Source organism: Actinokineospora spheciospongiae (genome assembly GCF_000564855.1).
GTDB lineage: Bacteria > Actinomycetota > Actinomycetes > Mycobacteriales > Pseudonocardiaceae > Actinokineospora > Actinokineospora spheciospongiae.
This window is the reverse complement of the sequence record NZ_AYXG01000074.1, coordinates 76,780-95,657: the sequence shown is the minus strand read 5'-3', so window position 1 is coordinate 95,657 and position 18,878 is coordinate 76,780. Positions and strand designations below refer to the sequence as shown.

Genomic DNA, 18,878 nt, shown 5'->3' with positions numbered 1-18,878 from the left:
GTCAGCTGCTGACGCGGCCGAGGTAGCGCCCGTCGCGGGTGTCGACCTTGACCTTCTCGCCGGTGGTGACGAACAGCGGCACCTGGATCTCCGCGCCGGTCTCCAGCTTGGCGGGCTTGGTGCCGCCGGTGGAGCGGTCGCCCTGCAAGCCGGGGTCGGTGTGTTCGATGACCAGCTCGACCGAGGTGGGCAGCTCGATGAACAGCGGCACGCCCTCGTGCGAGGACACCACCGCGGTCCCGTTCTCCAGCAGGAACCGCGCCTGCTCGGCGACGACCTCGGCGGCGATGGAGATCTGTTCGAAGGTGTCGCCGTCCATGAAGACGAACTCGGAACTGTCGTTGTAGAGGTAGGTCATCTCCCGGCGGTCCACGGTGGCCGTGTCGACCTTGACCCCGGCGTTGAAGGTCTTGTCGACGACCTTGCCGGTCATGACGTGCTTGAGCTTGGTCCGGACGAACGCGGGCCCCTTGCCGGGCTTGACGTGCTGGAACTCGGTGACGGTCCAGAGCTGGCCCTCGATGTTGAGCACCAGGCCGTTCTTCAGGTCGTTGGTCGAGGCCACTTGCTTCCGATCTCCTGTTATCCGCGCGCGTTGATGGTCGCTGTCTAGACGACCATGAGCTGCTTGGTGGTCAGCGTGAGGAGTTCGGGACCGGCGTCCCGCACGACGAGCGTGTCCTCGATGCGGACCCCGCCCTTGCCGGACACGTACACACCCGGTTCGACGGTGACCGCCATTCCGGCGGAAAGTGTACCCACCGAGGTCTTGGCCAGGCTCGGCGCCTCATGGACCTGCAACCCCACCCCGTGCCCGAGGCCGTGCGGGAACTCCTCCCCGCGCCCGGCGTCCTCGATCACACCCCGGGACGCCCGGTCGACGTCGCGGGTGGGCACCCCCGGAGCGAGCGCGGCGACCCCGGCCGCCTGCGACCGGGCGACGAGGTCGAACAGGTCGCGCTGCCAGTCGGCGGCCCGGGTGAGCACCAGGGTGCGGGTCATGTCGGAGTGGTAGCCGTCGACGAGCGCCCCGAAGTCGAGCTTGAGGAAGTCCCCGGCGGCGAGGACGGCGTCGGTCGGCCGGTGGTGTGGGATCGCGGAGTGCACCCCGGTGGCCACGATCGACTCGAAGGACGGCCCCTCCGCGCCGTGGTCGCGCATCCGGTTCTCCAGGTCTCGCGCCACCTCCTTCTCGGAGCGCCCGACGAGACCACCCGCCTCGACGAGGTCGGCGAGGGCGTTGTCGGCGGCGGCGCAGGCCCGGCGCAGCGCGTCCACCTCGGTCTCGTCCTTGACCAGCCGCAACCCCTCGACCAGGTTCGGCGCCCTGGTCAACGTGGCCCGCGTGGCGCCTGCGAGGGCGTCGTGGCCGTCGACGGTCACGTGCTGGCTCTCGAAACCGACGGCACCGGAAGCCTTGTCGGCCAGGGCGAGGGCGCTGGCGCGGTCGATCACCTTGGCGAGGTCGGGCACCTGGGACGCGGACTGCTCGGTGTAGCGGCCATCGGTGCAGAAGAGGGTCGTCTCCTCCGAATGGGTGACCAGGAGGGCGGCGTTGGAGCCGGTGAAACCGGTCAGGTACCGGATGTTGAGCAGGTCGGTGACCAGCAGCCCGTCCAGGCCACGGTCACTGAGTTCCTTCCGGAGGGCGTCCCGCCGCCGCGCGTGCACAGCCATGGGGAGAGCTTAGGACGAGCAGGCCGGTGCGGCGGCGCGCTCTGCCGCCGGGGCGGCGGCGCGGGGGCGGGCGGAGGCGAGGTGGGCGGGGCGGGCGCGCTGGCACCCGCCGCGGCGACGGGCTTACGCTGCGGGAATGCGTCTGTGGGTGGTGCGCGGGGCCGTGCTGGCCGTTGTCCATGCCGTCGTGGCTGTGGTCGTGGCCGCGGTGAAGGCGGGGAACCCGACCGGCCAGTCGGTGGTGGAGGCGGTCTCGCTCGGGGTCCTGGTGGGCGTTGCCGCCGTGTGGGCTGCCGTCGACGGGTGGCGGCAGGTGCCGGAGCGGGGGACGGCCTGGGTGGTCGCCGCGCTGGTCGCGGGTGTGGGGTCGGCGGTGCTGCAGGTGATCGGGCGGGGGATCTTCGTCGATCAGACCGGGGTCAGTGCGCTGGGCGGGGCGCTGACCGGGGGTGCGGCGTTCAGCGCGCTGCTGGTGCTGCTTCCGGCCGGGTTGGGTCTGGTGGTCGGCCCGCGCTTGGACCCGGACCGGCCGCGTGAGGACGAGGACGAGCCCGTGCGGGCGAAACCGTCGCCCCGGCCGCGCGGCTAGGGCGTCCGCGCGCCGCCGGGGCGGGGGTCAGCGGCGGGCGATCAGGTCGGGGCCGCGTTGGTGGGCGGCCCACTCCCGGGGGGTGACCTTGGCCAGCTTGGAGGAGTTGAGGGTGGCCAGCTTCGGGTCCGAGAGCGCCCACAGGCGCTTGTCGTCCAGGAGGAGGCCCGCCTGGGCGGGGCCGGTTTGGATTCCGGCGGCCGCGGTGCTGAGGCGGGCTGCCACCGGGACCGCGTCCAGGGCGGGGACGCGGTGGTCGAGGACCTTCACCGACAGGCGTTCGGCCACCGAGCGCCGTTCGACCCGGATGAGTTTGCCGTGCAGGACCACGTCGATGGTGCGTTCCGGGGAGGGCACGGCGAAACCCTCCAGTGCCCTGAGGGCGCGGGCGGCGTCGGCGCAGGCTGTGGTGCCGGTGAGGTCGGCGCCGAAGTACTTGAGGGCCGTGGGGGCCGCCGCGTCAACCGTGGCGCGGACCAGGTCGACCGGGACGCGGTCGCAGGGGTCGTCCAGGGACGGCAGGGCGTGGCCCTCCGGGGTGCGGATGAGGCCGGGGCCCTCCTTCCACGGGCCGGGGATGACGACCGAGGTGTAGGGCTTGCGGCGGAACTCGCGGTCCCAGAACGTCAGGCTGGTGCCGTCGGCGGTTTCGTGCGCGATGGCGAACGCGCCCAGGGCGGGCACCCACATCAGGTCGGCGCTGAACGCGTCGACGACGGAACGGCTGCGGTCGGCGGTGCCCATGGTGCGGTGGAAGCCGTCCTCGCCGAGGAGTTCCACGTCGGTGCCGAAGGCGGGGTCGCGGGCGCGGAGGACGAACTGGCCCGCCCCGTTCCAGCCCGCGCCGCGGCCGGTGGTGTCGGTGAACATCAGGTAGAACCAGCCGTTGACGTGGGTGGCGGCGGGTTGGCCGGTGCCGTAGACGTTGTCCCGGAGGACGTCGTGGGAGGCGGTGACGATGGGGGCGCCCCCGTTGGCCCTGGTCCACACCCGGCCGTCGGGGCTGGTGGCCAGGCCGATGGCGTTGCCGTTGGCGTGGTGGCCCGCCGCACCGGTGTAGTACAGGTAGTAGGTTCCCCCGACCTTGATCACCGACGGGTCGCAGGTGTGCATGCCGTCGAAGCCGGTGGAGCTGCCGGAGAACACCGCGGTGCCCGGGCTGCCGTCCGGACCGCTGTACGGGCCCCACGGCCTCTCCGACTCGGCCAGCAGGACGTCGTCACCGGGTGGGGCGGCGGTGCCGAGCTGGCTGCACCACCACATCCGGTACCGACCGCCCTCGGCCATCAGCGTCGGCGCGTAGTTGTAGACCGCGTCCCCACCGCCCGCCGCCACCACCTGCGGGCCGGCCCGCTCCCGGTCGGTCCCCAACCGCACCGGCTCGACCTCCGCCCGCGCGGCCGGGACGGGGGCGGCGGTGGTCCGCTGCGGCCCCCGCTCGGTCACGCCCTCCGCGTCCGCCGAGCAGCCCGCCGCGACGACCACCACGACCAGGGACACGAGGGCATGGCGAACGCGCCGAAACCTGCTGGGCATGTGCGGTGGGGACCTCCGTGCCGGGACGCCGTCGGGGTCGGCGTCCGGCCCAGTCTAGGCACCGGCGAACGCCCCACCGCCCCTCCACCGCCCTGCGGCACGGGGCGCGGGAGCCTCGAACAGCGCCTCCACCCGGGCCCACCAGGACCATTTTCGCAGTTCAGGTGCTGTCCGACTCAGGTCAGCGGGTGTTGTCGGCCAGCCAGCGGAGGGCGAGGGGGTAGCCGTCGACGCCGAGGCCGACTATGACGCCGACCGCGATGTCGGAGAGGAGGCTGGTGTGGCGGAAGGTCTCGCGCTTGTGCACGTTGGAGATGTGCACCTCCACCAGCGGGGCGGTGAGCTGCGCGGCGGCGTCGCGGACGGCGATGGAGTAGTGGGTCCAGGCCGCGGCGTTGAGGACGACCGGGACCGACTGCTCGGCGGCCTCGTGCAGCCAGCCGAGCATTTCGCCCTCGTGGTCGGTCTGGCGCACGGTGACGTCGAGGCCCAGTTCCCGGCCGGTCTCCTCGCACCGGGCGACCAGGTCGGCGTGGGTGGTGCTGCCGTAGACCTCCGGCTCCCGGGTGCCGAGCCTGCCCAGGTTGGGGCCGTTGAGGACGAAGACCCTCACAGCAGCACCGTCCCGGACGTGGGCTGCTCGGTCGCCACCACCGAGTAGGCCGCGGCCAGCAGCGCCGGGTCGGGGCCCTCCAGCCGGGCGGGCTTGGCGAGGCCGTCGAGCACGACGAAGCGCAGGACGCCGGACTTGGTCTTCTTGTCGGTCAGCATCCCCTCGACGAGCTGGGGCAGCGCGTCGGCGTCGTAGGTGACGGGCAGGCCGACGGCGGTGAGGATGGCGCGGTGGCGGTCGGCGGTGGCGTCGTCGAGCCTGCCCGCGAGGCGGGCGAGTTCGGCGGCGAAGACCAGGCCGACGCTGACCGCGGCGCCGTGGCGCCACTTGTAGCGCTCGCGGCGCTCGATGGCGTGGGCCAGGGTGTGGCCGTAGTTGAGGAATTCGCGCAGGCTGGCCTCGCGCAGGTCGGAGGCGACCACGTCGGCCTTGACCTGGATCTTGCGGCGGACCAGGTCGGCGAGCACGTCGCCCTCGGGGTCGAGGGCGGCGGCCGGGTCGGCCTCGATCAGGTCGAGGATCTTCGGGTCGCCGATGAAGCCACCCTTGATCACCTCGGCCATGCCCGCGACCAGTTCGTTGCGCGGCAGCGTGGTCAGGGTGGCCAGGTCGACCAGCACGGCGGAGGGTTCGTGGATGACGCCGACGAGGTTCTTGCCCGCGTCGGTGTTGATGCCGGTCTTGCCGCCGACCGCCGCGTCGACCATGCCCAGCAGGGTGGTCGGCACGTTGACCAGCTTCACCCCGCGCATCCAGGTGCCCGCGACGAAGCCGCCCAGGTCGGTGACCGCGCCGCCGCCCAGCGCCAGCACCGCGCCCTGGCGGTCCAGGCCCATCCGGCCGAAGACCTCCCAGCAGAACGCGGCGACCGACAGCGCCTTGCCGTCCTCGGCGTCGGGGATCTCCACCCGGTGGGCGTCCAGCCCCGCCCTGGCCAGTTCCTCGCGGGTCGCCTCGGCGGTCGCGGCCAGGGTCGGCTGGTGGATGATCGCCACCTTCGACGCCCCGGCCACCGCCTGCACCAGCTCGTCGAGCAGGCCCTTGCCGATCACCACGTCGTAGGGGCGGTCGGTGGCCACCCTGATGCGCACCGGCTGCACGGTCAACGCCTCTCCTCGGTCTGGTCTGGGGTCTGGTCCGCGGTCTGGTCTGGAGTCTGATCCGCGGTCGTGCCCGCGGTCGGTCCGGCGGGGTCCGCGGTCGGTCCGGTGCCGTCCGCGGCCTGCCCACCGGGGCGGGCCGGGAGCGACGCCACCAGTTCGGCGACGACCTCGTCGGGGGTCAGCGCGTCGGTGAGCACCTCGACGGTGGCCACCTCGCGGTAGAGCGGCAGGCGCTCGTCGAGCAGTTCCCGGAACCGCGCCCTCGGGTTGATCCCGACCAGCAGCGGTCGGGCCGCCGACAGCCCGGTGCGGCGGACCCCCTCGGCGAAGCCGACGTTGAGGAAGACCACGGTGTGCTCGGCCAGCAGCGCCCGGGTCGCCGGGGACAGCACCGCTCCCCCGCCCAGCGCCAGCACCCCCGGGTGCTCGCTCAGCGCCGCGGCGACGGCCCGCTCCTCGAGTTCGCGGAACGCGGGTTCGCCGTCGTCGGTGAAGATTTCGGTGATCGGTTTGCCGGCACCCGCCACGATGTCCGCGTCGGTGTCGCGGAACGGCAGGCCCAGCGCCGCGGCCAAGCCCTCACCGGTCGTCGTCTTGCCCGCCCCCGGCGGTCCGACCACGACCGCGACCGGGCTCACCAGCGCTTCCGCAGCGCCTCGAGGTACCCCTCGGCGTTGCGGCGGGTCTCCGGCAGCGAGTCGCCGCCGAACTTCTCCAGCGCCGCCTCGGCCAGCACCAGGGCCACCACCGATTCCAGCACGACGCCCGCGCGCGGCACCGCGCACACGTCGGAGCGCTGGTGGATGGCCACCGCGGGCTCCCCGGTGACAACATCGACGGTGGACAGCGCACGCGGCACGGTGGAGATCGGCTTCATCGCCACCCGCACCCGCAGCGGCTCGCCGTTGGTGATGCCGCCCTCCAACCCACCCGCCCGGTTGGAGCGCCTGCTGACCCCGGACACCGCGTCCGCGTCCCGGTCGATCTCGTCGTGGGCCCCGCTCCCCCACCGCTGGGCGGTGGTGAAGCCGTCGCCGATCTCCACGCCCTTCATCGCCTGCACGCCCATCAGGGCACCGGCCAGCCGCGAGTCCAGCCGCCGGTCCCAGTGCACGTGCGAGCCCAGGCCCGGCGGCAGCCCGTAGGCGATCACCTCGATGACCCCGCCGACGGTGTCGCCCGCCTTCTTGACCGCCTCGACCTCGGCGACCATGGCGTCGGTCCCGGCCTGGCTGAACGAGCGCACCGGGCTCTCGTCGATGGCCGCCAGGTCACCCGGTCCGGGCAGCGGCCCCTCCGGCGCGGCGGCCGCGCCGATCGAGACGACGTGGCTGATCACCTCGATGCCGAGCAGTTGGCGCAGGAACGCCTTGGCCACCGTGCCCAGCGCGGTGCGGCTCGCGGTCTCCCGCGCGCTCGCCCGCTCCAGGACCGGCCGGGCCTCCGGGAAGTCGTACTTCTGCATCCCGGGCAGGTCCGCGTGCCCCGGTCGGGGCCGGGTGAGCGGCTCGTTGCGGCTCAGGTCGGCCAGTTCCTCCGGGTCCACCGGGTCGGCGGCCATGACCTTGGACCACTTGGGCCACTCGGCGTTGTCGATCTGCACCGCGATCGGCCCGCCCTGGGTGCGGCCGTGCCGCACGCCGCCGAGGAAGTCGACCTTGTCGGTCTCGAAGCCCATCCGGGGACTCCGGCCGAACCCGAGCCGCCTGCGGGCCAACTGCTCCCCCAGGTCAGAGGTGGTGACCTCGACCCCGGACACCATGCCTTCCAGCACGGCGACCAGCGCGGGCCCGTGTGACTCTCCAGCGGTCATCCAACGCAGCACGCGGCAATCCTGTCATGTCAACCCCGCGCCGCCCGCACAGCCTCGGGCAGGCTGGACGCTCCGCCGGTCACCTCCTCACCTGATAAAATGGACAAAAGGTACAAACAAACCAGGAGTGCCGAATGCGGAAGCTCATCCCGGCTCTGGCCGCCGTTCTGACCCTGACCGGCGTGGCCGCGTTCACCACTCCCGCCTCGGCTTCCCCGACCGCATCCGCGGCGGTGCGGGGCGTGGTGACGACCACCCCGCAGGACCTGATCGCGATGGGACAGATCACGATCGACAGGACGGCCCGGACGTTCACCTTCCCGACCGCCCGCCGGTTCGACGTGCCCAAGGAGGTCGTCACCGCGCACTGGGTCGGGACCAGCAGCCTCTACGAGACCGCGGTGACCTGGATCGAGCGGCACCCGTCGCTGTTCCACGTGTTCCGGCTGTCGTTGGACGGCACCGGGCGGGTCGTGGCGGACAACTACTACTACACGGCGGGCTGATCCCGGCGCCCGTGTCGGCGGGCGCGGATCACACACCGGCGAGGGTCACCAGGGCGACCGTCGTCGTGCCCAACAGCATCCCGGGCGCGTGCGGGACACCGGTGCGGTAGCGGGGAGCGCGGCGGGTCACCACGTGGAGGGCGAGCGTGGTGACCGCGGCCAGGAAGGTCGCCGCGATCAGCGCGGGCAAGCCGAGGGCACCCTGCACGGCACCCAGTGGGGCGGAGAGGAAGACGTCTCCTCTGCCCAACGCCGCGGGGTTCGCGTGGTGGATGAGGCTGTGGAGCGCACCGAGGACGGCCGCGCCCAAGACCGCGTGGAGCAGAAGCGCCCAACCCGTGGCGAGCGCGGGCCCGGCCAGCAGCGGTAACGCCAAGGCCGCGGTGGGAACGGTGAGGGCCCTGGGCAGGCGGCGGTGGTGGAGGTCGACCACCGCCAGGGGCACGGCCACCCAGGTGAGCGGGAGGACCACGGTCAACCACGCCGTCGGCAGGTGGGCGTGCTGCCAGAGGAGGGCGACGACTGTCCACAGGAGAGCCGTGGGGAGCTCGCACTGCCCCGGTCCGGCTCTGGTGCCGTGCGGGACCTTGGCCAGGAGGTTGCGGGAGAGCGCCCCGGCCAGGGAACCCGTCGCCAGGGCGAGGACCAGGAACGGGGAGAGCCAGGCCGCGCAGAGCAAGACCAGGCAGGCGACGGCGAGGACCTGGGCGGAAACCCTTGCGGCGGCGGGAAATGCCGCGGGGAACGACATGGGGAACGATGTCTTGGTCATGACTCCACCGTACGAACCCGGCGGAGCCTTGTCATTGCCACGATGGCGTGGGGATGGACGTTTGACAGCCCGCGGATTCCGTGCAGTGCAAGGAATCCGCGGGTCTACAGGGGCAGCGGCACCGGGTCGGCGACGGCGTCCCGGAGGGCGTCGCGCATGGCGACCCGGGGGGCCGCCTGGGCGGTGAAGAGCTCGACCTGGCCGAAAGCCTGGTGCAGCAGCATGTCCAGGCCGGTGGCGAGGTGGGCGCCGGACTCGGCCGCGGCGGCGGCCAGCGGGGTGGGCCAGGGGTGGTAGATGACGTCCAGCAGGTGGCGGGCCCCCGCGAGGTCCGCGGCGATGGGCTCGACGGCCTGGGCGGGGGCGGTGGTGACCAGCACCGCGCAGTTCGCGGCCAAGGCGCGGAAGTCGGCGGTGTCCCACTCCAGGACGGTCACCGGGAGGCTGAGGCGGTCGGCGCAGTCCTCGGCGTCGGCGGCGCGGGTGCGGTCCCGCACGACCAGGGTGGCCGACGACAGGCCCAGCGCGGCGAAGGCCGCCAGGGCCGCGCAGGCGGTGCCGCCCGCGCCCAGGACCAGGGCCGGGTCACCCGCCCTCGGCTGGTAGGCGGCGGCCACCAGCAGGGCACCCGCGACGCCGTCGACGTCGGTGCAGTCGGCGTGCCACGAGCCGTCGGGGCGGTGCACGAGGGTGTTGGCCGCGCCGACCGCGACGGCCCGGTCGGAGGCGGTGTCGGCCACCCGCAGGGCGGCGCGCTTGCCGGGCATGGTGACCGACAGACCCGCCCACTCCGGGCCGAGCGAGGCGACCAGGCCCGGCAGCCCGGCTTCGTCGCACTCGATCCGCTCGTAGGTCCAGTCCAGGCCCAGCGCGGCGTAGGCGGCACCGTGCAGCACCGGCGACAGCGAGTGGGCGACCGGGGAGCCGAGGACCGCCGCGCGCCGCTCAGTAGGCGTCGTTCTCATCGGCCAGCTTGATGTTCGCATTGTGCTCGGGCAGCGTGTCGGCGAAGCAGGAGGTGCCGTCCTTCTGGCAGCGCACGAAGTACAGCCAACTGCCCTCGGCGGGCTTGGCCGCGGCCTCCAGCGCCTCGCGGCTGACCGCGGCGATGGGCGTCGGGGGCAGACCGGGGCTCGCGTAGGTGTTGTACGGCCCGGCCTTGGCGCGGTCCTCGGACCGGGTGCGGATGTCCGGGCGGTCCAGGACGTAGTTCACCGTCGAGTCGTACTGCAGGTTCATCGGCAGGGCGAGGCGGTTGTAGGTGACCCGCGAGACCTTGGCGAAGTCGGGCTTGATGGCCTCGCGCTGCACCAGCGACGCCATGACCAGGACCTGGTACGGGGTGAAGCCGGTGCTGTCGGCCAGGCCGGGCATCCCGATGCTCTGCAGCCTGGCGACGGAGTCGGCCAGCAGCTTCTTCCACACCTCCTCGGCGGAGGTGCCCGGCTTGACCTCGTAGACGTCCGGCATGACCAGGCCTTCGAGCCGGTGCTTGGGCTCGGCCCTGGCGGCGTCCACGGCCGCCCAGTCGGGCACGCCCAGCGCGGCCAGGTCCGCCGTCTGCGCGACCTGGCGCAGGTCCTCGACCGACACGCAGACGTCCTGGCCGTTGAGCTTGGCGCACGAGGCCTTGGCGATGAGCGACAGCACGCCGGGGGTGGTGGTCTCGCCGTTGACGATGTCGTCGAGCTGCGTGCCCGCGCGGATCTGCAGGTTGCCCACCCTGGAGGCCGGGTCGACGATGCGGGCGACCGCGTCCGCGCCGGAGATCTTGGTGCGCATCACGTAGTAGCCCGGCTGCACCGAGCGGACCCGGGCGTCGGTCGCGGCGGCGGAGAGGAACGCCTTGGAGCTGGCCACCACCCCGGTGTCCTTGAGCCTGGTGGCGATGTTGGCGGTGGAGTCACCGCCCTCGACCTCGACCACGACGTCGGTCTCCCCGGCGCCCGCGAAGTCGTCGTAGCCGCCGATGTCGCTGATGAACCGGTAGCCGTACCAGGCCCCGCCGCCCAGGATGAGCAGGACGACCAGCCCGACGACGATCAGCTTGAGCCGCCTGCGGTCGGGCTTGGCCGGGCGCGCCGTGGCGCCGGTCCTGGGCTTGCGCGGGCGCTCGCGGCGCTCCGGCTCCTCCTCGAACAGGCCGAGGTCGTCGGTCATGAGTCCGCCTCCGCAGATCGTGCGAGCGCAGCGGCCCTGGCGTCGAGCCAGGCCTGGAGGATCTCCACCGCCGCGGCCTGGTCGACCACGGCGCGCTGCTTCTTCCCCCGGACACCGCGCCGGCTGAGCATCCGCGAAGCGGTGACCGTCGTCAACCGCTCGTCGGCCAGCCGGACCGGGACCGGGGTGATCCGGGCGGCCAGGTCGGTGGCGTAGGCGACCGCCGACTCGGCCGCGGCGCCGTGCCGCGCGGCCAGGGTCATGGGCAGGCCGACGACGACCTCGACCACCTCGTGCTCGGTGACGAGACCGGCCAGCGCGGCCAGGTCGGCCCTGGTCTTCTCGTCCCGCGCCAGCGTGATCAGCGGGCTGGCCAGGATCGGCGCGGGGTCGCTCAGCGCCACCCCGACCCGGACGGAGCCGACGTCCACGGCGAGCCTGCGGCCACGCCCCGGGTCGTCGGCCCCGGGCCGGTGCGGTGAGGGGTTCACGCGCCGTCCAGGGCCCGCCTCAGCGCGGTGACGGCCTCGCCGATGCCCCCGGCATTGGCACCGCCGCCCTGGGCCAGGTCCGGCTTGCCGCCGCCGCGGGCCTCGATGGCCGGGGCGAAGGCGGGCACCAGCTTGCCCGCGGCCAGCCCGGCGTCGCGGGCGGCGGCGGTGGTGGCGACCACGAAGGCGACCTTGCCGCCGTCACCGGCGGAGAACAGGGCGACCACGCCGGGGCGCGCCCCGAGCCGGTTGCGCACCTCGACGGCGAGGTTGCGCAGGTCGCCGCCGCCGATGCCGTCGGGCACCTTGAGCGCGACCAGGGCCGTGCCGCGCACGTCCTCGGCCTGCTCGGCCAGCGTCCCGGCCGAGGAGAGCAACTGGCCCGCGCGCAGCTTCTCCAGTTCCCTCTCGGCGTTGCGCAGCCGATCGACCAGGGCCTCGACCCTGGCCGGGACCTCCACGTCGGGCACCTTGAGCATGGCGGCCAGGTTCTGCACCAGGGCGCGCTCCTTGGCCAGGTAGCGCATGGCGTCCATGCCGACGTAGGCCTCGAGGCGGCGGCTGCCGGAGCCCACGGACGACTCGCCGAGCAGGCTGATCGGGCCGATCTGCGAGGAGTGCTCCACGTGCGTGCCACCGCAGAGCTCGCGCGACCACGGGCCGCCGATCTCCACGACGCGCACCGTCTCGTCGTAGGTCTCGCCGAACAGGGCGACCGCGCCGAGTTCCTGGGCGCCGCCCATGTCGGTGTAGACGACCTGGACCGGCAGGTCCTGGCGCACGGCGAGGTTGGAGACCTCCTCGATCTCGCTCTTGGTCTCCGGTGAGAGCGCGCCGGACCAGGCGAAGTCGAGCCGCAGGTAGCCGGGCTTGTTGTACGAGCCGCTCTGAAGTGCGGTCGGGCCGAGCACCTGGCGCAGGGCGGCGTGCACGACGTGCGTGCCGGAGTGCCCCTGCCGGGCGCCGACCCGCCACTCGGGGTCGACCCGGGCCTCGACCTCGGCGCCCTCGGTGATCTCGCCGGAGCGCACGCGCACCTGGTGCACCCAGAGCTTGCGGGCGATCTTCTGCACGTCGACGACCTCGAGCACGGCACCGGAGGCGGTGGTGATCGTCCCGGCGTCGCTCTCCTGGCCACCGGCCTCGGCGTAGAGCGGGGTGCGGTCGAGGATGACCTCGAGGATCTCGCCCTCACCGGCGCCGGAGAGCCGCTTGCCGTCGCGGACCAGGCCGATGACCTTGGCCTCGGTGGTCAGCTCCTCGTAGCCGGTGAACACGGTGTTGCCCTGGGCGAGCAGCTCGCGGTACACCGACTGGTCGCCGTGGCCGGTCTTGCGGGAGGCGGCGTCGGCCTTGGCGCGGGCGCGCTGCTCGGCCATCAGCTCGCGGAACCCGGTCTCGTCCACCGAGAGCCCGCGCTCGGCGGCCATTTCCAGGGTGAGGTCGATCGGGAAGCCGTAGGTGTCGTGCAGCTGGAAGGCCTTGTCGCCGGGCAGGGTGGCCTTGCCGTCGTCGACGAGCCGGTCCGCGGCCAGGTCGAAGATGCGCGAGCCGCTGGCCAGCGTGGCGAGGAAGGTCTCCTCCTCCTTGCGCATGATCGACTCGATGCGGGGGAAGTCGGTGGCCAGCTCGGGGTAGGACGGGGACATGGTGTCGCGGACGACGGCGGCGAACTCGCCGAGCACCGGCTCCTGCACGCCGAGCAGGCGCACCGACCGGACGATGCGGCGCAGCAGGCGGCGCAGCACGTAGCCGCGGGCCTCGTTGCCGGGGGTGACGCCGTCACCGATGATCATCATGCCGGAGCGGGCGTGGTCGGCGATGACGCGGAAGCGCACGTCGTCCACCGGGTTGCCCGCGCCGTAGCGGCGGCCGGACATCTCCTCGGCCTTGGCGATCACCGGGCGGACCAGGTCGGTCTCGTAGACGTTGTCCACACCTTGCAGCAGCGCGGCGACCCGCTCGATGCCCATGCCGGTGTCGATGTTGCGGCGCGGCAGCGAGCCGATCGGCTTGTGCCCCTCCTTCGGGGACAGCTCGCCGCGCACGTCCTGCATGAAGACGAGGTTCCACACCTCGAGGTAGCGGTCCTCGTCGGCGACCGGGCCGCCCTCGCGGCCGTGCTCGGGGCCGCGGTCGTAGTAGATCTCCGAGCAGGGGCCGCCGGGACCGGGGATGCCCATGTCCCAGTAGTTGTCCTTGCCGTCGCGGCGCTGGATGCGCTCCTCGGGCAGGCCCGCGATCTTCTTCCAGAGGTCGAGGGCCTCGTCGTCGTCGGTGTAGACGGTGGCCCACAGCCGGTCCGGGTCGAAGCCGTAGCCGCCCTCGGACTGGCTGTTGGTCAGCAGGGCCCAGGCGTGCTCGATGGCCTGGGCCTTGAAGTAGTCGCCGAAGGAGAAGTTCCCGGCCATCTGGAAGAAGGTGTTGTGCCGGGTCGTCTTGCCGACCTCGTCGATGTCACCGGTGCGCACGCACTTCTGGATGCTGGTGGCGCGCGGCCACGGGGCCGGGGCGTCGCCGAGGAAGTACGGCTTGAACTGCACCATGCCCGCGTTGACGAACAGCAGGTTGGGGTCTTCCAGGATCAGCGAGGCGCTGGGTACCGGGGTGTGGCCGTGGTCGGTGAAGTACTCCCGGAAGCGGCGGGAGATCTCGTGTGTCTGCACTGTCGGTCCTCAGGGGTCGAGCGGGTTCGGCGGGCGCGAACGGCGGAGGCCGAGCGTGTGCTCAGCCGTCCGCCCGGCGCGCTCGCGCGTCGGTGGCGCGCGGCTCCGCCCGGCGCGGCCTGCGCTGCGGGGCGGTGGCGCCGGTCAGGGCGTGCCGCGCCCCGGGGGTGACCCCGGAGCGGCGCTCGACCTCGTCGGTCAGCTGCCCCTCGCGCTCGGACATGCCCGCGCGGACGTCCGCGCCGAAGGCGCCGATGGCACCGGCGAGTTCGCGCACGGCGTCGCCGACGTTGCCCGCGATCCCGGCCGGGGTGACCGCGTGCGCGGTGTCGCGGGCCTTGCGGGACAGGGCCACGCCGGTGGCGACGCCGACGCCGAGCCAGAACAGGCGCTTCACTTCTTCGCCCCCCGCCCGCGGCGCAGGCCCGGGCCCGCGTGCTTGCCCTCCAGCGCGCCCTTGGCCTTGCGGCGGGCGCGGACGGCCTTGCTCACCCCGTAGGACAGCGCGGCGGCCTTGACCAGCGGGCCGCCCAGGGTGGCGGTGAAGACCGAGGTCAGCGCCGACACGTTGCCGGTGACGGCCTGCGCGTTGGAGGTGATGCCGTCGACCCGCTCGAGCTGGGTGTTGACGTGCGTCAGCGTGGTGTTGGCACCCGCGAACAGCGGGTCGCTGTTCTGGTGTGCCTTGCGGATCGCGATGGTCGTCTCATCGAGGGTGCGGCCGAGCTTGAACAGCACGACGCCCAGCAGCACCACGAGCAGGACGAACGCGCCCGCGGCGATCAGCGCGGCGATCTGCCCTGCTGTCACGAGACTCTCCTCCTAGGCCGTCGCTCCCCGGGTGCGGTCGGGGGGCGGGTGATCGGCGTCAGGCTACCGCGCCCGGTCCGGCCCGGCCTGCCCGGACCTGCGCCGCTGCGAGCACAGTCTCCACCGCACCGGCGATCTGCGCGAACAGTTGTCCACAGGGCCGAGAAGTCGATCAGTCGCCGCGCACGACCCTGCGCAGTTTCGGCACCCGGTCGGCCAGCGGGCGCTCGGCGCCGCGTTGCGTGGGGTTGTAGTAGTCGCGGCCGCGCAACGCGTCCGGCGGGTACTGCTGGCGCAGCACGCCCTCGGGGGCGTCGTGCGGGTAGCGGTAGCCGGTGGCGTTGCCCAGTTCCTTCGCGCCCGCGTAGTGCCCGTCGCGCAGGTGCGGCGGCACCGTGCCCGCGGCGCCCGCGCGGACGTCGGCGAGCGCGCTGTCGATGGCGGTGATCACCGCGTTGGACTTGGGCGCGGTGGCCAGGTGCACGGTGACCTGGGCCAGCGCCAGCCTGCCCTCGGGCATGCCGATGAGCTGCACGGCCTGGGCGGCGGCCACCGCGGCGGGCAGCGCGGTCGGGTCGGCCATGCCGACGTCCTCGGTGGCGTGCACGATCAGCCGCCGGGCGATGAACCTGGGGTCCTCCCCCGCCTCGACCATCCTGGCCAGGTAGTGCAGCGCGGCGTCGACGTCGGAACCGCGGATGGACTTGATGAACGCGCTCATCACGTCATAGTGCTGGTCGCCCGAGCGGTCGTAGCGCACGGCGGCCTTGTCCAGCGTGGCCTCGACGGTGGCGAGGTCGATCACGCCGCCGCGGGTGGCGGTGGCGGAGTCGGCGGCGGCCTCCAGCGCGGTGAGCGCGCGCCGGGCGTCGCCGCCCGCGAGCCGGACGACGTGGTCCTCGGCCTCGGCCTCCAGCGTCACCGCGCCCGCGAGGCCGCGCTCGTCGGCGACCGCCCGGCGCACCAGCGCGCGGACGTCCTCGTCGCCGAGCGGGTGCAGTTGCAGCACGATCGAGCGCGACAGCAGCGGGGAGACCACGGAGAAGAACGGGTTCTCGGTGGTGGCCGCGACCAGCAGCACGATCCGGTCCTCGACCGCGCCGAGCAGCGCGTCCTGCTGGGTGCGGGAGAAGCGGTGCACCTCGTCGATGAACAGCACGGTGGACTCGCCGGAGTGGGTCAGGCGCCTGCGGGCGTCGTCGATGACCCCGCGCACCTCCTTGACCCCGGCCGAGAGCGCCGACAGCGCCACGAACCGCCTGCCGATCGCCGAGGACACCAGGGTGGCCAGGGTGGTCTTGCCGGTGCCGGGCGGCCCGTAGAGCAGGATCGAGGCGGGCGCGGCGCCCTCCACCAGCCGCCGCAGCGGGGCGCCGGGGCCGAGCAGGTGGTCCTGGCCCAGCACCTCGTCGAGGGTGGCCGGGCGCATCCGCACGGCCAGCGGCGCGGACGGGCTCACCCGGCGCGGCCCCGGCGGCTGCGCGGGCGGGCCGGAGGTCGTGCCGAAGAGGTCGAGGTCGAACTCCTGTTCCACCCGGGCGACGCTACCCGTTCACAGGGACAGGTCGAACCGGCCGTCTTTGGCGCCGGTCACGAAGGTTCCCCACGCGGCGCTGCGCAGGCTCAGCACGCCGCCGGTCCGGTTCTTGGTGTCCCGCACGCCGGTCGCGGACGCGGTGATCCGCACCTCGACGCAGTTTTCGTTGGCTCCCCCGCTGCGGGCGCTCTTGAACCAGCCGGTGTCCCGCACGAGGGTCATGATCACAACTCCTTGACGATACGCTGCACGAGCCGCCGGGAATCCTTGCGGCTCAACGCATGTTCCCACACGCGGTAGAACGCACGCAGCATACTCTCGACCTCGGCTTCGCCGTCGTAGTACATCGACGGCCCCAAGACCGGCGCGGAGTACCCGACCGGCGTTCCGCGCTCACCGAAACCGAAAACACACAAGCCGTACCCTCGCGCGGGGTTCCCGAACGCGTCGTTGGTCAGCACGCGAACGTTCAGGTCCGGGAGCTTGTCGAGCAGGTTGAGCAGGTGGTGCAACTGCTCCCGCATGACCTCGACGCTTCCCATGCTCGCCCGGAGCGCGTCCTCGGTGATGACGAACCGCATGATCCGTCGATCTTCGGCTCGCAGCAGTCGCGCCTGCCGGTCCATCCGGTAGGCGAGCCGCTCGGGGCCCTGCGAATCCGCGTGCTGCCACCAGATGCCGTCGCACTCAGCGATGACAGCTTGCACATAGCCGGGAGACTGCAAGAGGCCTGGGATGATGCCGGTCTCGAAGCAGTTGATCTCGGACGCACTGGCTTCGAGATCGGCGAAGCGCTGGTAGGCGTCGGGCAACTGGTCGATGTGCACCCGCCGCTGCCTGCGCTTGCGGGCCTGGGCGCCGAGGTCGAGCACGGTCTCGCGCTCGTCCCCGGCCACGCCGTAGCAGTCGAGCAGCGTGGTCAGGTCCTCCTCGCTGGCGGTCGCGGTGCCGTCTTCCAACTGCACGATCCGCGACCGGACCTTGCCCACCGCGTCCGCCGCCGCCTGCTGGGTGACACCCGCCGAGTCGCGCAGTCTGCGCAGGGTGAGGCCGAGCTGCCTGCGCTCGAAGGTCGGACGGGCCTGCCCCATGTCGAACTCCCTGTTCACCCGATCAGACGACTTGTTTCAAGCCCGACTGTCGCCCTAACTTATCCGGGAGACAGTCGGGCTTCCAAGCCCGCTGAGAACCCTAGCCGGTGGAGGCGAGAACCATGGCGCTCTATACCCAACCAGGCGTGTCGGTCGAAACGTGGGTCGAGATGACCCACACCGTGCCCATGCGCTTCGAGGCCTGCGCGCTCAACGACAACGCCACGCTCCACTTCGGGCAGAGCAGCGAGTACGTCCTGACCCTCGGCCGGGACAACCTGCGCCAACTCGTCGACCTCGCCACCCTGGCGATCGCCGAACTCGACAGCGCCGTCGCCAGGGGTGGGACGGATGACGATCCAGCGCGGGCCAGTGGCGCACAGCGTGCGACGCTACCCGGGTAACGGCCGCCACCGGGACCGCGACCCCACGGGGCGGAGCGCGCTGTCGGGGAGTTGAGAACGCGTGGGCTTGTTGGACAGGTTCTACCGGGTGCCGCACGACCTGCGGCACTTCGAGCGGGAGATCGGCAAGCTGGCCGTGCTGATGGACGCGGTCACCCCGCCGGGGATGGTCCGCGCCGCCCGCGACGAGGTGACCAGGCAGTCGATCCAGGTGCGGGCGCGGCTGGCCGCGCAGGGGCGGCTGGGTGAGCTGCGCCGGTTCCGCACCCGGGTGCTCGCCTCGGCCGACTTCATGGACGGAACGATGTACCACAGGGTGTTCGTGCCCTACATCGAGACGATCCTGCCGAAGACGCGGGGTGAATAGCGGGTGTCGTGTGGGAGGATGACGTCCCGTGACCTCGACCGTCATCCTCCTCGCGGGCCCCTCCGGTTCCGGCAAGTCCACCCTCGGCGACCGCCTCGGGCTGCCGGTGCTGCGGCTGGACGACTTCTACCGCGAGGGCCACGACCCGGCCCTGCCGCGCGACGCAGCGGGCCGCGCCGACTGGGACCTGCCCGGTTCCTGGCACGCCCCGGACGCCCTGGCCGCGGTGGTCGCGCTGGCCACGACCGGTTCCGCCGACGTCCCGGTGTACGAGCTCGGCGCCGACCGCAGGGTCGGCGTGCGCCGGGTGGGGTTGGCGGGGGCGCCGGTGTTCGTCGCCGAGGGGTTGTTCGCCGATCAGATCGTCGGGGGCTGCGCGGCGGCGGGGGTGCTGGCCGGGGCGATCGTGCTGGACCCGAGCGCGGGGCGGACGGCGCTGCGGCGGTTCACCAGGGACGTGGCCGAGTCGCGCAAGCCGGTGCCGGTGCTGCTGCGCCGGGGGCTGCGGCTGTGGCGCGAGCACGCGGCGGTGGTGCGCCGGTGCGAGCGGGCCGGGATGCGCCGCTGCGCGCCGGAGGAGGCCGTTCGGGTGATCGCCGGGGCCGGGGTCCTCGCGAACGCCTGACCGGCCCACGCCCAGGGCGTCGGCGAGCGCAACCCGCGCAACAGAACCGACCACGAACCGCCACAATTCTCCCAGCGGCTGGACGGAAACCCGCGGTCGTTGCCTGGTCACGGGGGGC

The 18,878-nt window shown here is 72.9% G+C and carries 21 protein-coding genes and 1 pseudogene; 5 read left to right on the top strand and 17 right to left on the bottom strand.

Features of this window, described 5'->3' with window-relative positions; all coding sequences use genetic code 11:
* Nucleotide 1: 1 nt before the first annotated feature.
* Entirely contained in the window at nucleotides 2–565 is a 564-nt protein-coding gene (gene efp / locus UO65_RS09975; RefSeq protein WP_035280935.1) for an elongation factor P, read from the bottom strand.
* 44 nt (nucleotides 566–609) lie between these two features.
* On the bottom strand, nucleotides 610–1,677 hold the full coding sequence (locus UO65_RS09970; RefSeq protein ID WP_035280933.1) for a M24 family metallopeptidase: 1,068 nt from the start codon (nucleotides 1,675–1,677) through the stop codon (nucleotides 610–612).
* A 136-nt stretch (nucleotides 1,678–1,813) separates the two neighbouring features.
* On the opposite strand from UO65_RS09970, the gene UO65_RS09965 reads away from it, so the two are divergent.
* Nucleotides 1,814–2,266 carry a B-4DMT family transporter gene (locus tag UO65_RS09965; protein WP_084175431.1) on the top strand — a complete coding sequence of 151 codons (453 nt, stop codon included), beginning with the start codon at nucleotides 1,814–1,816 and terminating at the stop codon, nucleotides 2,264–2,266.
* 27 nt (nucleotides 2,267–2,293) lie between these two features.
* On the opposite strand, the gene UO65_RS09960 is transcribed toward UO65_RS09965, so the two are convergent.
* The 5 genes and pseudogenes from UO65_RS09960 to aroC form a co-directional block, all read right to left on the bottom strand.
* Nucleotides 2,294–3,766, bottom strand: coding sequence for a glycoside hydrolase family protein (locus tag UO65_RS09960; RefSeq protein ID WP_411431351.1), 1,473 nt, complete (start codon nucleotides 3,764–3,766; stop codon nucleotides 2,294–2,296).
* 217 nt (nucleotides 3,767–3,983) lie between these two features.
* Nucleotides 3,984–4,415: a type II 3-dehydroquinate dehydratase gene (gene aroQ / locus UO65_RS09955; protein WP_035280929.1), complete on the bottom strand. Its 432-nt coding sequence runs from the start codon at nucleotides 4,413–4,415 to the stop codon at nucleotides 3,984–3,986.
* Nucleotides 4,412–5,521: a 3-dehydroquinate synthase gene (gene aroB, locus UO65_RS09950; protein WP_084175430.1), complete on the bottom strand. Its 1,110-nt coding sequence runs from the start codon at nucleotides 5,519–5,521 to the stop codon at nucleotides 4,412–4,414. The genes aroQ and aroB overlap by 4 nt, the downstream gene beginning before the upstream one ends.
* A gap of 131 nt (nucleotides 5,522–5,652) precedes the next feature.
* Nucleotides 5,653–6,156, bottom strand: a pseudogene (locus tag UO65_RS09945) (shikimate kinase); the annotation flags it as partial.
* Nucleotides 6,153–7,343, bottom strand: a complete 1,191-nt coding sequence (gene aroC / locus UO65_RS09940; protein ID WP_035280924.1) for a chorismate synthase — start codon at nucleotides 7,341–7,343, stop codon at nucleotides 6,153–6,155. The gene aroC and the pseudogene UO65_RS09945, both read right to left, overlap by 4 nt.
* A 122-nt stretch (nucleotides 7,344–7,465) precedes the next feature.
* Here aroC and UO65_RS09935 point away from each other — a divergent pair, with 122 nt between their 5' ends.
* Complete coding sequence (locus UO65_RS09935) at nucleotides 7,466–7,837, top strand: hypothetical protein (RefSeq protein ID WP_035280923.1); 372 nt, start codon at nucleotides 7,466–7,468, stop codon at nucleotides 7,835–7,837.
* Nucleotides 7,838–7,865: 28 nt separating this feature from the next.
* Here the strand turns inward: UO65_RS09935 and UO65_RS09930 are convergent, their stop codons facing one another.
* The 10 genes from UO65_RS09930 to UO65_RS09885 all read right to left on the bottom strand — a co-directional run bounded on the left by UO65_RS09930 (nucleotide 7,866) and on the right by UO65_RS09885 (nucleotide 17,382).
* On the bottom strand, nucleotides 7,866–8,609 hold the full coding sequence (locus UO65_RS09930) for a prepilin peptidase (RefSeq protein WP_052020964.1): 744 nt from the start codon (nucleotides 8,607–8,609) through the stop codon (nucleotides 7,866–7,868).
* Between the two features lie 104 nt (nucleotides 8,610–8,713).
* Entirely contained in the window at nucleotides 8,714–9,574 is an 861-nt protein-coding gene (locus UO65_RS09925; RefSeq protein ID WP_035280921.1) for a shikimate dehydrogenase, read from the bottom strand.
* Nucleotides 9,555–10,769, bottom strand: a complete 1,215-nt coding sequence (gene mltG, locus UO65_RS09920) for an endolytic transglycosylase MltG (protein WP_035280920.1) — start codon at nucleotides 10,767–10,769, stop codon at nucleotides 9,555–9,557. Before mltG ends, UO65_RS09925 begins: the two co-directional genes overlap by 20 nt.
* A complete protein-coding gene (gene ruvX / locus UO65_RS09915) occupies nucleotides 10,766–11,260 on the bottom strand; it encodes a Holliday junction resolvase RuvX (RefSeq protein ID WP_035280919.1) in 495 nt (164 codons plus the stop codon). Before ruvX ends, mltG begins: the two co-directional genes overlap by 4 nt.
* Nucleotides 11,257–13,926, bottom strand: a complete 2,670-nt coding sequence (gene alaS, locus UO65_RS09910) for an alanine--tRNA ligase (RefSeq protein ID WP_035280918.1) — start codon at nucleotides 13,924–13,926, stop codon at nucleotides 11,257–11,259. Before alaS ends, ruvX begins: the two co-directional genes overlap by 4 nt.
* Nucleotides 13,927–13,987: 61 nt before the next feature.
* Complete coding sequence (locus UO65_RS09905; protein ID WP_035280909.1) at nucleotides 13,988–14,323, bottom strand: hypothetical protein; 336 nt, start codon at nucleotides 14,321–14,323, stop codon at nucleotides 13,988–13,990.
* A complete protein-coding gene (locus UO65_RS09900) occupies nucleotides 14,320–14,736 on the bottom strand; it encodes a DUF948 domain-containing protein (RefSeq protein WP_035280906.1) in 417 nt (138 codons plus the stop codon). The genes UO65_RS09905 and UO65_RS09900 overlap by 4 nt, the downstream gene beginning before the upstream one ends.
* 172 nt (nucleotides 14,737–14,908) lie before the next feature.
* Nucleotides 14,909–16,270 (bottom strand): replication-associated recombination protein A, encoded by a 1,362-nt coding sequence (locus tag UO65_RS09895; protein ID WP_035280904.1) that lies wholly within the window; start codon nucleotides 16,268–16,270, stop codon nucleotides 14,909–14,911.
* Between the two features lie 18 nt (nucleotides 16,271–16,288).
* A complete protein-coding gene (locus UO65_RS09890) occupies nucleotides 16,289–16,495 on the bottom strand; it encodes a DUF397 domain-containing protein (RefSeq protein WP_035280901.1) in 207 nt (68 codons plus the stop codon).
* Between the two features lie 2 nt (nucleotides 16,496–16,497).
* Nucleotides 16,498–17,382, bottom strand: a complete 885-nt coding sequence (locus UO65_RS09885; protein WP_052020963.1) for a helix-turn-helix domain-containing protein — start codon at nucleotides 17,380–17,382, stop codon at nucleotides 16,498–16,500.
* Nucleotides 17,383–17,510: 128 nt separating this feature from the next.
* On the opposite strand from UO65_RS09885, the gene UO65_RS09880 reads away from it, so the two are divergent.
* The 3 genes from UO65_RS09880 (at nucleotide 17,511) to UO65_RS09870 (ending at nucleotide 18,760) form a co-directional block, all read left to right on the top strand.
* Nucleotides 17,511–17,768 (top strand): hypothetical protein, encoded by a 258-nt coding sequence (locus UO65_RS09880; protein WP_152552042.1) that lies wholly within the window; start codon nucleotides 17,511–17,513, stop codon nucleotides 17,766–17,768.
* Between the two features lie 61 nt (nucleotides 17,769–17,829).
* Nucleotides 17,830–18,135 carry a hypothetical protein gene (locus UO65_RS09875; protein ID WP_035280898.1) on the top strand — a complete coding sequence of 102 codons (306 nt, stop codon included), beginning with the start codon at nucleotides 17,830–17,832 and terminating at the stop codon, nucleotides 18,133–18,135.
* Nucleotides 18,136–18,163: 28 nt separating this feature from the next.
* Nucleotides 18,164–18,760 (top strand): hypothetical protein, encoded by a 597-nt coding sequence (locus UO65_RS09870; RefSeq protein WP_035280896.1) that lies wholly within the window; start codon nucleotides 18,164–18,166, stop codon nucleotides 18,758–18,760.
* Nucleotides 18,761–18,878: the final 118 nt, after the last annotated feature.